This window comes from Kitasatospora sp. NPDC059571 (assembly GCF_042735675.1).
Classification (GTDB): Bacteria; Actinomycetota; Actinomycetes; order Streptomycetales; family Streptomycetaceae; genus Kitasatospora.
In genome coordinates this window covers 1-13,655 of the sequence record NZ_JBHWBW010000185.1, presented here as the reverse complement: position 1 = coordinate 13,655, position 13,655 = coordinate 1, and the positions used below count along the sequence as shown (strand labels likewise).

Annotated in this window: 10 protein-coding genes and 1 pseudogene; 9 read left to right on the top strand and 2 right to left on the bottom strand. The window is 69.2% G+C overall.

Going from position 1 to position 13,655, the window contains the following annotated elements; genetic code table 11:
- Positions 1-269, bottom strand: a 269-nt coding sequence (locus ACFV0G_RS20965; protein WP_380549763.1) for a PIN domain-containing protein, incomplete at its 3' end; no start/stop codon positions are given.
- A 658-nt stretch (positions 270-927) separates the two neighbouring features.
- Between ACFV0G_RS20965 and ACFV0G_RS20960 the strand changes: the two genes are divergently transcribed.
- The 5 genes and pseudogenes from ACFV0G_RS20960 (at position 928) to ACFV0G_RS20940 (ending at position 6,227) form a co-directional block, all read left to right on the top strand.
- Positions 928-1,479: an ATP-binding protein gene (locus ACFV0G_RS20960; RefSeq protein WP_380549760.1), complete on the top strand. Its 552-nt coding sequence runs from the start codon at positions 928-930 to the stop codon at positions 1,477-1,479.
- Between the two features lie 518 nt (positions 1,480-1,997).
- Positions 1,998-2,189 carry a hypothetical protein gene (locus ACFV0G_RS20955; RefSeq protein ID WP_380549757.1) on the top strand — a complete coding sequence of 64 codons (192 nt, stop codon included), beginning with the start codon at positions 1,998-2,000 and terminating at the stop codon, positions 2,187-2,189.
- A 2,246-nt stretch (positions 2,190-4,435) separates the two neighbouring features.
- Positions 4,436-4,750 (top strand): LuxR C-terminal-related transcriptional regulator, encoded by a 315-nt coding sequence (locus ACFV0G_RS20950; RefSeq protein WP_380549754.1) that lies wholly within the window; start codon positions 4,436-4,438, stop codon positions 4,748-4,750.
- A gap of 527 nt (positions 4,751-5,277) precedes the next feature.
- Positions 5,278-5,415 carry a hypothetical protein gene (locus ACFV0G_RS20945; protein WP_380549751.1) on the top strand — a complete coding sequence of 46 codons (138 nt, stop codon included), beginning with the start codon at positions 5,278-5,280 and terminating at the stop codon, positions 5,413-5,415.
- Between the two features lie 84 nt (positions 5,416-5,499).
- Positions 5,500-6,227 (top strand): annotated as a pseudogene (locus tag ACFV0G_RS20940) (IS630 family transposase).
- On the opposite strand, the gene ACFV0G_RS20935 reads toward ACFV0G_RS20940, so the two are convergent.
- Positions 6,228-6,419: a hypothetical protein gene (locus tag ACFV0G_RS20935; protein ID WP_380549748.1), complete on the bottom strand. Its 192-nt coding sequence runs from the start codon at positions 6,417-6,419 to the stop codon at positions 6,228-6,230.
- Positions 6,420-7,971: 1,552 nt separating this feature from the next.
- On the opposite strand from ACFV0G_RS20935, the gene ACFV0G_RS20930 reads away from it, so the two are divergent.
- From ACFV0G_RS20930 to ACFV0G_RS20915, 4 genes are all read left to right on the top strand, one after another.
- Positions 7,972-9,684 (top strand): glycoside hydrolase family 13 protein, encoded by a 1,713-nt coding sequence (locus ACFV0G_RS20930; protein ID WP_380549745.1) that lies wholly within the window; start codon positions 7,972-7,974, stop codon positions 9,682-9,684.
- A gap of 258 nt (positions 9,685-9,942) precedes the next feature.
- Complete coding sequence (locus ACFV0G_RS20925) at positions 9,943-11,274, top strand: ABC transporter substrate-binding protein (protein WP_380549742.1); 1,332 nt, start codon at positions 9,943-9,945, stop codon at positions 11,272-11,274.
- Positions 11,275-11,278: 4 nt separating this feature from the next.
- Positions 11,279-12,586, top strand: a complete 1,308-nt coding sequence (locus ACFV0G_RS20920) for a carbohydrate ABC transporter permease (protein WP_380549739.1) — start codon at positions 11,279-11,281, stop codon at positions 12,584-12,586.
- Positions 12,583-13,452 carry a carbohydrate ABC transporter permease gene (locus tag ACFV0G_RS20915; RefSeq protein ID WP_380549736.1) on the top strand — a complete coding sequence of 290 codons (870 nt, stop codon included), beginning with the start codon at positions 12,583-12,585 and terminating at the stop codon, positions 13,450-13,452. Before ACFV0G_RS20920 ends, ACFV0G_RS20915 begins: the two co-directional genes overlap by 4 nt.
- The last annotated feature ends 203 nt before the right edge of the window (positions 13,453-13,655 follow it).

Below are 13,655 nucleotides of genomic sequence, written 5' to 3'. Positions count from 1 at the left end.
ATCGGCTCGTCGAGCCGCCCGTGGCGGACGCGGTAGTCGTCGAGGAGGCGGAGCGCCTGGCGGGCGAAGTAGCCCAGCTCCGGGTGGTGCCGCTTGGCCTCCAGCTCGGTGACCACGACCACCGGGAGGACGACCTCGTGCTCCTCGAAGCGTGTCATGGCGAGCGGGTCGGCCAGGAGCACGCTGGTGTCGAGAACGTACGTGCGCCGGTCCGACTTGCGGGTACGGGCGGGTGGCTTTGATCCGGTGCCGCGGTGGTCGTCGGTCATCGTGCGTCTCCCGATCCGCTGGGCTGGCCTGGCCGATCCACGGGCCCTGGGCATCGGTCCGTCGCCTCGGAGCGGCAGGCGTGCGTTTCCGTGGACGGTAATCACACCTACCGCTCCGACGCGATGGACTGTGAGGGGAGTCACAGGGGCGGCCGTAGGACGGCGGAAGGCGCGCCTGCAGGCGGGTTGCTTTTCGACTGGTTGGCTCGGGCGAGTGGTCTGTCCGGGGTGCCGGTCCGGCGAGGCCTTCGGCTGGGCTCTGTGAGCGGGGGCCACTCGGCTCCGGTCGAGACAGCGGCCCTTGCCGTCGGGAGCGGGATTCTTCGGGATTCACCGCCTCCAGGCTGTGAGGTGCCGCTGAGTGGGGGCGCTGTAGGCACGGGGGGTGGTGAGCTTGTCTTGAGGTGGGTGTTGGGTGTGCCCGCGGCCGGCGCTCGCGAGGGGTTGACAGGAGTGGCCGCGAGGGGTACACCGGAAGAGAACCAAGCAATTACTTGGGTTATTGGATGGCCGATCAAGGAACGGCGCGCAGGTCGCGTCGAGACCGGTCTCCCGGTGAGCGTCTCTGTGCTCCTGCGCCCCCATCGGCGGGTTTCCTGACCCGCGCGCATCCTCGGGCCGCCGTCGCCGCTGTTGTTGACTGCGACAGGACTTCCTCATGTTCCTCGCACCTGTTTATTCCCCTAGGCCTGGATCGGGTGATGCCGAGGTCCTGGCGCTGTGGTCGCACGGTGTGGCCGGTTCCGGGGGGCATGGCACGGACCGGGTGGATTGCTCCTCGCGTCGACGGACGTTCATGGTGGCCTCGAATGTGGAAGCCGTGCCGCAGGCACGACATGCCGTCTCCGAGATCCTCGAGACATGGGGTGTCGAGTCAGAGTCGGATCTGGCGTACGCGGTGCAGCTGATCGTGACGGAACTCGTCACGAATGCTGTGGTACATGCGGGGCAGGTCACGCCGCGTATCGCCGTGACAGTGGAGGCAGCGACGGGCGGCGAACTTGGTGTAGGGGTAGGGGACAACGACCCCGGGCACCCATCGGCGGGTGCAGTATCGGCGGATGCGACTGGCGGGCGGGGTCTGGCGATCATCGAAACACTGCTCGCCGAACTGGGCGGAGACACCGCCATACTGTGTGATGCGGCCGGCGGAAAGACCGTCTGGGCACGCCTCCCTGCGCACGGGGGAACCGTGGAGCGTGCGGCGTGAGCGACAGCATCCTCCGCCGGTCGGAGACACGTGAACCCGGAGTCAGCGGCTGCCGGTACTGCCACTCTTTGCGGTCGGTAGGCGGACGGGCGGGGCGGAGGCGGTGGAGGCCTGCTCTGCCTGTGCTCGGGGGCCGGGGGCCGGGGCGGGCAGGCGCCCGGGGTAGCGGGAGCGGAACGTGGGCGGAGCGTGGCCGCGGATTGCGTCGCCTGGTCGGGTCCTTGAGTGGACATTCCTCGCGTATGCGGTGGACCTGGGGGGACGGATGCCTGGTGTCGGCGGGCCGTGACTGGGCTGATGTGAACGACCCTCGAGGTGTCCCCGGGCTCCGGCTGCTGGCAGGCGGCCGGTCTGCGTGTGGAGCGGGGTATCGCGACGTTGAATCGGCAGGGTTGCCTCCTTCCTTGTTGGACCCGAGGGCTCCCTCGGGGATCTCGGCAACGCAAGTGGAAGTAGTTCCTGCCGTGTCACGGGGGTTGGGTGTAACCGGTAGTGCAGATGCGGAGGAGTGCGTGATCATGGACAAGGAGATCGCGGAATCCCGTTGTGACGCGGTGGCGGATCTGAGCCCCTGCGGTGATCCGGAGATGGATCATTTGATCGATGAGATCAAAAACCCGGAGAGCACTCGGGCGCTGTACGAGATGCCCGTGAGGCTGCCCGGCCAGCGGACGGGACCGCCTGCCACGCTGTCGGGGGACGGTGGCTAGGGAAAGTGGTGGCCGTGGTGCAGTCGGGGCGGCGAGTACGCGTGTTTCGCCAGGCTCCTGGCGTGTGGGCATGGGAGTGCCGTGCCTCACGGCTGGAGTGCCGTTCACTCCGGCGCTGTTCCGGGTCCATGTACGGCAGCCGTGAGGCGGCTCTGAACGGCGCGCTCGCCCATGTGCGACGCCGGAGGCGTACAGCGGAAGCTGTCCCGTTCCTGACTTTGTGCGTTGTTGCGTTGGTAAGTATCGGCACCGGCATCGTAGGGTCCGTTGCAGGCTTCCTCAGCCGCCGGTGAGCCCGGTCACGGTTGCCCAGGCACGTCGGCAGAACGAGCTGCGAGCGTGGGCGATCGGGTGTCCGGCACTGCAGACACCCGGTCCGGTGGCATAGGCATGCGACGGTGCGTCACCTGCGGGGATTATGGTGACACACCGTCGCATGCGCTGGTGGCGCAGCTGCAGCAGGCCCTGCATCGCGCCGCCTGGTTGGGGAGGGACACCGTCTCCTCCCTGTGGGGAAGGTAGCGGTCGCGGCGGATGGCGGGGGAGGCCCAGCGCAACTTTGGGCCACTGGTACTGCAACGAGTCCTATGAGATGACGTGGCAGTAGCTCGGCTGACCTCATCGTCTGCAGCAACCGGACCCGGCAGATGCTGTCGGCGGCGTCAACGAGAACAGCGCAGGGGGCAGTCGACGCTGAGGCGGAGGGGCCGCGTGAGGCGAGTGATCAGGCGGTGGATCCCGTCCTCCTGGGGGCGTGGGGCCAGATCTGGCTCGAGAGGCTTCTCCCCTCCCCCGACTCCATGGTCAGCAAGATGGCAAACGGGGCGCTGGCGGGCATGGGCCGAGTGACCCCCGGATGCCAGCCGGGGTGACGGCAGGCCAGACCCTATGGCCGGCACCGCAACCCCGCGCTCCTGCAAAGCGGGGCACGGCTGGCAGACTCGTCCCCGCGGGGCGGCGCCGGCCTGGCCACGAGATGGGCGGGATCCCTGCATATTCCGCGGTGCGCGGCTTGATTGTGGGCCGCACCCTGATCAACCCGACCGATGCCCGACATCGCCGGGTTGCTGTTTGAACGGTGGAGGCGGTCGGCTTCCCTTGGCTGGCGGCTAGCTCCGATCCTGCCTGCCACTCCGCTTCGGTGGCCTGCTCACAGCAGTCTCAGGCCAGGCACGCGCCAGATGGCGGATGTTTTCGAGCGCGCGAACTTGGAATGTGGTGTGTAGCCGGACCAGTATTCCAGGCCTGCTTCGGCGTATCGGCTTCTTCCGTAAGGCGGTGGCACCTTGGCCGTCTATTTCAGAATTCATGGGCCCTTTTCTCCTCCGGCCCATCAGACCAGTCCGGCCGAGGTGCAGCCGGACGACTCTGCTGAGGCGACAGGAGATCTCGGCGCCGCAGGCGCCCATTCTCCGTGCCGACATCTCTGGTACAGCGACCTCAAGCCTTCGTGCACGGGCGTCCAGGTCCGGGACTGGTGTGTCTGCTGCGGCCGGACACGTGGGATGACGGGGCTGTGATGGGTGTCGCAAGGTATGAGGCCGCCTGCAGGATGACCCGCACCGGGGAGCGCGGGTCCACTTCGTCGACGTCAGGCGGCGCAGTGTGGGCGAAGCGCAGAGTCCCAGCGGGCGACTGCCTCCATTTGCGGGTGCCGACATCGACCACCTCCGTCCGTGGGGAAATGGCCGGCCGGCGGACAGGCTTGAGAGGATTCAGATTGGTCGGACGCTCAGCTTTGCTGAAGCCGATTCCTGACCCGGGCTTCCCGGACCAGGTGCGGCGGGGATTGAGGTCGGACTGGGCAGCCGCGTGGCTCGGCATGTATCACGGTGTCGCACGCGACGAAGCACGCGGGCCGTTCCTCCAGCAGGAGGGAGAACGGGTGCCGGGCCGTGCTCACAGCGCCCGCCCCCCGTGCTCCGGGCGCAGACCCCAACCCGCCTGGCCGGGCGGAGAGCCTGCATCCTGCCTCGGCAACCATCACACGCAGAAAGGCGGCTGATGACCAGACAAGCCCTGCGGAACGAGGTCGATCGGCTGGTCTCGCGGTCACCTGCAACCGCAGAGACCACCGACCGGATCATGGCGGCTGTCGACCGCTACCTGCTGGATCAGCGACGCTGCCACCTTGATGACGACGAGGACGACGAATTAGACGGCGCACGACGCGATCCGGTCGCCTCCGGCCGGGTTACCCCCGGCGCGGAGGAGAGCCGATGGCGTGAACGGAGCGAGGAATCAGGATGCTTGAGGTTCTCACGGACCGCCAGCTTGAGCTGTTGCGGATGATTGCTTCGGGGATGACGCAGGCACGAGTCGCGGAGGAGGTGGGGAGGTCGGAGACCACGGTGAACCAGATGATGCACGTCATACGGCAACGTCTGGGAGCCGCCTCCACCGCGGAGGCGGTTGCCGCGGCAGGCATAGTCCAGGTGCCGGTGGTGCGCCGGCAGCGAGGGAAGCGCACCCCGCCTCCCGACGACGACCCGCGCTTCGCGATCCGCGGAATGCGGCAGGTGCGGGACCGCCACGGAATCATCCGATGGGAGAAGGCATGAGAGAACGCTATATCCCTGCGGTCAGGTCTCGGTCGCCGTTACGAATGGCATCGTCGATGTCGAGGAGCGATCCTGCAGGACCTCACTGCGGGGCGATCGCATCGCCGGCTTGAAGTCGCCGGTCGTTTCGCTTCCCCAACGCGCGTGCGGATGTCCTCCAAGAGGCGGGCCGCTGGTTGCGGCGCACCGGCTCTTGGGCGCAGCTCAGTGGCGTCGCAGCCTGTGGTGGTGAGTACTGTCCTTCGGCCTGCTTACCCGACCAGAGCCGCGCACCGATGCGCGGGCAGCGTGTTGGGGCGTGGCACTGGGCGGGCAGCGTGCCTGAGGGAGCTGCCCGTGGCATAGGTCGAGCCCTCGAGGCCGCCAGGACAGGGTTGGCCGTGATGTCAGGTGATGGGGCCGAGGTCCCACCCGGAGGTTTGGGTCTGCACCGTGCCGCCCGTGCTTGCTACGTTCCGTGGCCCGGGGCATTTCCCCGCGAGCCACCTGCGAACCGTGCAACAGGCACGGAGGGACGGACGGAACACATGATCGGCAAGGCGACCACGGAGCAGTCCATCAAGCCGCGACGGCTTCGCGTTGTTCTGCTTCTTGCTGGCATCGCCGCCGTGGTCGGCGCGGCGGCGGCCGACTGGGGCATGACGGCGTGGGGGAACGGCTGGTAGTCGAACTGGGACCGGGGATATCAGGCCGGTCTTCCTTGCAGGTCGCCGATCAGTGGTAGGACACCTCCGGTGCAGGGCAAGGCCATGGCCGTTCTTGTGGCCATGGCGCCCGGGGTGTCGTTGGGTTGCCTCGCCGGTGGGCGGCTGACGAATCTCGGGGGCCGCCATGCGGCATGGCGGGCTGTTGACACCCGCCCGGCCAAGCTCGGACAGCCCTTCACCCGCTGGTCGATCCGCAAACTGCTCGCTACCTGCGCAAGGTCCACGGCCGGGTGATCCGGACAGGCCGCGAGGCCCTTCACCGCCTGCTCGCCCGGCGTGGCGTCGCCTTCCAGCGCACCACGACATGGAAGGAGCCACCGACCCCGACTACGCCAAGCTCGACCGGATCGAGCACGCCCTCGACCGCTTCCCGGACCGAACGTTCGCGTTCGACGAGTCCGGCCCGCTCGGCATCTGCCCCACCGCCGGCAACTGCTGGGCCGAACAGGGGAAGCCGGACCGGATGTCGGCGACCTACAAGCGCACCCACGGGGTCACCTACTTCCACGGCTGCTACTTGATCGGCGACGAACGCCTCCTGGGCGGACCCGATCGAGGCGCACTTCGGGCCGCTGCGGCAGTTCACGCTCGCCCACTCGAACAACCCGAGCCACACGCTTCAGACCCGCGAACTGCACCGCAACCTGCGGTGGCGAACGCCAACGCCCGCCACCCCGACGTCTTGGCCGCTCAACGCAAGGAACGCGCCCCGTATCCGCAGCCAGAAAGGCGCCCGCTGGGGCGGCCGGCCGTTGGCCGCCGTGGCCTGACTACTGCGACGCCCCGGCGGCGACATCAAGGTCGATCACGACCTCCTCGCCCTCCCCGCGGCCTCGCTGCGTGATCGCAAGGCCGATGAGGGCCGGCTCCGCGGCCCGGTCCCGCAGCATGTACTGCTCATGGGACTCGGGAGCAAGCCCACCCAACTCGTCACGCTCCCACGCGTCCACCGTGGCCTCCACCTCGCTCCTGGGCAGCCGCACGGTGACATGGCCGGCCTGGGTACAACATGCCCCCCGATCGCTGCCAGCACCTTCGAGTCTCCCCAATACCGGATGTACTGCTCCTGATCCACCACGGGGCGAGGCCACCCAAGACCACTCGCCCTGCATATGCTGATTGACCCGGCGAACGTTCCCGGTCACAGCACCAGCTGGCCGCCAGCGGCGCCCTGCCGGTGGCCGTTGCCCGTGACACCGGCCGTCGCATTGCTCACCTGCTCAGCCTTACATGCGGCGGATCGCGGACTTCTATCCCGGCGATGAGAGGACCGACGCCCGCGACGAGGCGGTCATCGCGGCGCCGCTCGCACCATGCCGTACACCCTGCGTGACCTGGTGCCGGCCGTGGAACCGTTGCCGGGCTCGAGATGATCACTGATTCGACGGCGACCGCGCGGGGAGCTGGCGGGGATCAAGAGCCGCCCGCGCGATCTGCTCACCCAGATCCACCCCTCACTCGAATGTGTCCTAGGTCCACGGCCTGACCGCCGGGCCGGTTCACCTTGCTTGAACACCACGGATCACCAGGCCAGTTGATGAAGTCCGGACGGCGAATGCTGCTCCTGCCGCCGCCGGCCGGAGCCCCCCGGATGGCCGGGCGCCTGGTTGGGGATCCTGCGGTTTCGCGATCCTTGCGGCGAGGAGTTTCCGCTGGTCGTGTTCTGCGGTGAGTGAGGTGGCGAGGCCGGGGGCGGTCAGCGCGGCCGTGTCGGTGTTGGGGCGAGGGTCTGATCGTCGAAGGCGGTGAGGAGGCCCACCCGCCTGCCCCGGTCCTGACCTCGATGCTCGCATCGGGATCCGGACCGCCGCCCGGATACTCGCCGCCCGCGCCTTCCCGACCACCGGCGCCTCGTGGCGGGTGACGCCAGGACACCGACTTCCTCCAATATCCGCTGGAGTACCACTCCTGCCCATGGACCGCGCGGTGGACTGCAAGGAGTTCTGTGGCTCCCCGATGATCCTGTGTCGGATGATCTGCGGGGGCGGGTGGCGCCGCTCCCGGCGGGGGGCTGGTTCTGGGACGGAAGTATGGCCGCCGCGCCTGCGCGAGGCCCTGCTCGCCGAACTACGGGCAGAAGGCCTGTTGGCATGAACGGCGCCTCGACCGACGGCTCGCGCGTCAGGGCGTTCCAGAGGGGGAGCCCTGAGTTTGGGGCGTCCAGGCCTCCCTGACGTGAGGGGATCTGGTGCGCCGATCAGGATCTGGCCGACGTCTGCCTCCCGCTGGGCACCCAGCAGCGCCTTGTATCGGCCCTCACGCCGGCCCGCGGGGGCTGTGCATGAGGGGTTGAGGACCCACACGGGGGCCCAATTAAATCCATGTTAGGTATATGGGCCCTCATGGTTTGTCTGTCTATGTCCGTGATGCGTATTCAATACGTGATGATGGCGCTGGACGCTGCGCCCCTCCATACATAACCTGCATCCATTCCCGCCCGGCTGGGACGTCGCGAGCGGGGACCTGTAGGAGTTACGCGGCGCCAACCCGCCGCGTCTGTGGCAAAGGTGACCAATGCTCAGGCCCTCCACCCCGGCCGACCCGTCCGCCCGCCCGGCCCCCGATCTCCTGGCGCCGGCTGCGGCGACGGCGGCCGGGCCGCACCGCTGGTGGCGCGACGCGGTGATCTACCAGGTGTACGTCCGCAGTTTCCAGGACTCCGACGGCAACGGCATCGGCGACCTCGCCGGCGTCCGCACCCGCCTGCCCTACCTCAAGCGGCTCGGCGTGGACGGCATCTGGCTCAACCCCTTCTACACCTCGCCGCAGCACGACCACGGCTACGACGTCGCCGACTACTGCTCCGTCGACCCGCGCATGGGCACGCTGGACGACTTCGATCGGCTTGCCGAAGACTGCCGACTGCTCGGCCTGAAGCTGATCCTCGACATCGTCCCGAACCACTGTTCCAGCGAGCACCCGTGGTTCCGGGAGGCTCTGCAGGCCGCACCCGGCAGCAGCGAGCGCGCCCTGTTCCACTTTGCCGACGGCCGGGGTGAACGGGGCGAGGAGCCGCCCAACAACTGGAGGGCCATGTTCGGAGGGCCGGCCTGGAGCCGGGTCCGGGAGGCGGACGGCACCTGGGGCCAGTGGTACCTGCACCTGTTCACCCCCGAGCAGCCCGATCTCAACTGGCGCAGGCCCGAGGTCGCCGCCGAGTTCGAGCGGATCCTGCGGTTCTGGCTGGACCGCGGCGCGGATGGCTTCCGCATCGATGTCGCTGCCGGCCTGCACAAGCACCCCGACCTCCCCGACTCGCCCGACCCCGACGCCGATGAGCGCACCCGCGACTCCGTCAACCCACTGGCCTGGAACCAGCCCGAAGTGCACCAGGTCTGGCGCCACTGGCGGGCGATCTGCGAGGAGTACACCGCCCGCGACGGCCGCGACCGGCTCCTGGTCGGCGAGGCTTCCGTGCCCACGGCCGCCGAACAGGCCGCCTACCTGCGCCCCGACGAACTGCACCAGGCCTTCTTCTTCCACCTCCTGCACGCCCCCTGGGACGCCGCCCACTTCCACCGGGTGATCGACGATGCCGTCCGCGACATCGCCACCACCGGTTCCACCGTCACCTGGGTGCTCAACAACCACGACCAGGTCCGCACCACCACGCGCTTCGCCGCAGGAGACCCCGTCCGGGGTGCCGCCCGGGCCCGTGCCGCCGCGCTGCTGATGCTCGCCCTGCCCGGCGCCGCCTACCTCTACCAGGGCGAGGAGCTCGGCCTGCCCGAGGTCGACGACCTGCCCGACGAGGTACTCACCGACCCGATCTACCACCGCACCGGCAGCCGCACCGGCATCCGGGACGGCTGCCGCATCCCCCTGCCCTGGTCGGGACCGCAACCGCCCTTCGGCTTCGGCCCGCACGACGGCCCGCAGCCCTGGCTGCCCCAGCCTGCATACTTCGCTGCCCACACCGCCGAACGGGCCCTGACTGACACCGCCTCCTCCTGGCACCTCTACCGGGAGGCGCTGCACCTGCGCCGCGTGCTGCCACAGCTCGGGGAGGGCCCTCTGCGCTGGCTGGAGGCCCCGCCCGGCGTCCTCGCCTTCACCCGCGGCGACGGACTGCTGTGCGCGGTCAACTTCGGGGACCAGGCCGCGCCGGCCCCCGTCGACGGCGAACCCCTGCTCGCCAGCGGCCCCTGCCCGGCAGGCACCCTCCCGCCCGCCACCGCGGCCTGGTGGATGCGTGCTGCCATCACCCCACCCGGTGCCTCCGTCTGACCGCGGGCCCCCAGCGACACCTTCCCGCCTGCCCCGTGTCCGCAGCCGGGGCGTCCCGCCTCCTCGGCCCAGCCCCGGAGCACCGGTTGGCGCCCGCCCGGCGTTCGGCCCCGCCCGCAACCCGCGCCGCACGATCAACTCTGCCCTGTTCGGACCTGGGGAGCACCACCACACAGGCCGACAGCCCGGCCGACGGAACCCCCTGCGGCCGAACACCAGCCAGTCCCCATCACCCTCCCACCCAGAGGAAGACCCGCGATGACACTCCAGCGCACCACCCGCCTGGCCACCGCTCTCCTGCTTGCCGCCGGCGCGACCGCCTGCGCCGGCGGCTCCAGCACCAAGACCACGGCCGACACAGCGACCGGTCAGGACCTGAAGGGCCAGAACGTCACGGTCGCCGCCGTCTGGAGCGGCACCGAACAGACGGCCTTCAAGAAGGTGCTCGACGCGTTCACTGCCAAGACCGGCGCCACCACCACCTTCATCTCCACCGGCGACAACCTCTCCACCGTCGTCGGCAGCAAGATCCAGGGAGGTGACCCTGCCGACGTGGTGATGGTCCCGCAGCCCGGCGTGCTCAAGCAGTTCGTCCAGCAGGGCTGGCTCGAGCCGCTCGCCCCGGCCGTCACGGACGCGGCCAAGAAGAACTTCTCCGCCGTCTGGTCCAGCCTCGGAACGGTCAACGGCACCCAGTACGGCCTGTACTTCAAGGCCGCCGACAAGTCCACCATCTGGTACAGCCCCACCGCACTGCAGAACGCCGGAATCACCGCCCCGCCCGCCACCTTCGGTGACCTCCTCAAGGACGGCAAGGCTCTCGCCGACTCGGGCACCGCGGCCTTCTCCGTCGCCGGCCAGGCCGGCTGGCCGCTCACTGACTGGTTCGAGAACGTCTACCTTTCCCAGGCCGGCCCCGACATGTACGACAAGCTGGCGCGGCACGAGATCCCCTGGACCGACCCCTCCGTCATCCAGGCGCTCACCACCCTCGGCCAGATCTTCGGCTCCCCCCAGCTCGTCGCCGGCGGCGGCAAGGGCGCCCTGCAGACCGACTTCCCGACCTCCGTCCAGAATGTCTTCGGCCCGCAGCCCAAGGCCGCCATGACCTACGAGGGCGACTTCGTCGCCGGCGTCATCTCCGGAGACCTCGGCAAGGCGGTCGGAACCGACGCCAAGGTCTTCCCCTTCCCCTCCGTCGGCGCCAAGGCCCCGGTCATGGGCGGCGGTGACGCCGCCGTTGTCCTCAAGGACGCCAAGCACAAGGACGCCGCCCAGAAGCTCCTCGAATTCCTCGCCAGCCCGGAGGCCGCAGCCGTCTGGGCCAAGCAGGGCGGCTTCCTCTCCCCGAACAAGGCCCTGGCCCTCTCGCTCTACCCGGACGACACGACCCGGCAGTTCGCCAAGTCCCTGATCGACGCCGGCGACTCCTTCCGCTTCGACATGTCCGACCAGGCCCCCGCCGCCTTCGGCGGGACCGCAGGAGCCGGCGAATGGAAGGACCTGCAGGACTTCCTGGCCAACCCCGCCGACCCCCAGGGTGCCGCCCAGCGTCTGGAGCAGGACGCCGCCAAGGCCTACAAGGGCTGACGGCATGCCCCAGCGCCCCCACAGGCTCCCGGGTGCCGCCTACAAGCTGCGGCGGCACACCGGGCTGGCCCTCCTGTTCACCCTTCCCGTCCTGCTGCTGCTCGGTGCCCTGGTGGTCTACCCCATCGGCTACTCCGTCCTGCGCAGCCTCTTCGACGCCTCCGGACACCGCTTCGTCGGCATGGACAACTACGGCCAGGCGTTCACCGACCGGACCACCCTCATCGCGGTGCGCAACAACGCAATCTGGGTGACCGTTGCCCCGGCCCTGGTCACCGCGGTCGGCCTGGTCTTCGCCGTCCTGACCGAGAAGGTCCGCTGGGCGACTGCCTTCAAGCTGCTGGTCTTCATGCCGATGGCGATCTCCTTCCTCGCCGCCGGCATCATCTTCCGCCTCGTCTACCAGCAGGACCCGCACCAAGGCGTGTTGAACGCCGCCGCGGTCGCCGTCCATGACAGCTTCACCGACCAGGCGTCCTACCCCGGCGCCCACCCGCGAGACGGCGCGACCCTGCAGAGGAGCCCGGACGGTTCGATCTCCGCTCCCAGCGCTGACGGCACCGTCCTACTGCCCCTGGTAGGCCTTCCCCCGGACCGCATCCCCGCCACCGCCAAGCCCGCACAGGCCCCCGCCGGACCCGGAGTCAGCGGCGTCGTCTTCCTGGACTTCGTGCCGGGCGGCGGCGGCCACAGCGGACAGATCGGCTCCGGCAAGAAGGGACTGCCCGGCGTCACCGTCCAACTCCACAGCAACACAAGGACGATCGCCACCACTACCACCTCCGCCGACGGGTCGTTCCACTTCGCCGCCGCGCCACCGGACCACGCCCGGATCGTTCTCCCCGCCTCCGATTTCGCTGCCCCTTATGAGGGCATCGACTGGCTCGGGCCGACGCTCGTGACACCGGCCATCATCGGCGCCTACGTGTGGATCTGGGCCGGCTTCGCCATGGTCATCATCGGCGCCGGTCTGGCCAATCTTCCCCGCGAGACGCTCGAGGCCGCCCGGATCGACGGCGCCGGCGAATGGCAGATCTTCCGACGGATCACCGTGCCCCAGCTGGCTCCGGTACTCGCCGTGGTGTTCGTGACCATGGTGATCAACGTGATGAAGATCTTCGACCTGGTCTACATCATCGCGCCGGGCCCGGTGCAGCAGGACGCCAACGTCCTCGCCCTCCAGCTGTGGCTCGTCTCCTTCGGCGGCGGCAACAACCAGGGTCTGGGCAGTGCGCTCAGCGTCCTGCTCCTCCTCCTGGTGGTCCCCGCCATGGTCCTCAACATCCGACGCTTCCGGGGGAGCCGAACATGAGCACCACCAGCCCACCCACGCCCCTGGCCACCCGGGTGGCCGCACTCACCCGCAACGGCCTCGTCCAGGGCGTGCTGCTGACAGCCGCCGTCACCTGGCTCGTGCCCACCCTCGGCCTGCTGGTCTCCTCACTGCGCCCCAAGGGCGTCGGCACCGCCACCGGGTGGTGGACGGCCCTTGGCAGCCCCTCCCAGCTCACCCTGCAGAACTACACCCGGCTCCTCGAGGGCGGCGACGTCACCAAGGCGCTCTGGAACACCGTACTGATTGCAGTCCCCGCCACCATGGCGACCGTCGTCCTCGCCGCCATGGCCGGCTACGCGTTCGCCTGGCTCGACTTCCCCGGCCGGGACTGGATCTTCCTCGTCGTGGTGGGCCTGCTCGTCGTGCCGGTCCAGATCGGCCTCATCCCGGTCGCCAAACTGATGGGAGCCCTCGGACTGTTCGGCACCATTCCCGGTGTCGTCCTCTTCCACGTCGGCTACGGTCTGCCCTTCGCGGTCTTCCTGATGCGCAGCCACTTCCTCGAGATCCCCGAGGAGATCCTGGAAGCCGCACGCGTCGACGGATGCGCGGAGCGGCGGATCTTCACGCGCCTCGCGCTGCCGCTGGCCGCGCCGGCACTGGCCTCGCTCGCCATCTTCCAGTTCCTGTGGGTCTGGAACGACATGCTGGTGGCGCTGATCTTCGCCGGCAACGACTCCCAGCCGCTGACCGTCCTGCTGCAGTCGCAGATGCGCCAGTTCGGCAGCAACCTCGACGTCCTCGCACCAGGAGCGTTCCTGTCCCTGATGATCCCCGTGATCGTCTTCCTCTGCTTCCAGAGGTTCTTCGTCCAAGGAGCCATGGCCGGCTCCGTCAAGTGACCCCCACCCTGGAACGGGCCAACAGCCCGGCCCGCCATCGGTTCATCCGACGGCGCGCCGGGCACCGGCCTGCACCCCCGTCCGCCCCCGGCAGAGCGGCAGACGGACAAAGCTCCCAGACAGGGCGAGACGTCATGCACCTCAACTCGTCTGCCAGAGAAAACGAGTGGCAACGCATCGCGCCCGCATGTACTCATGCGGGC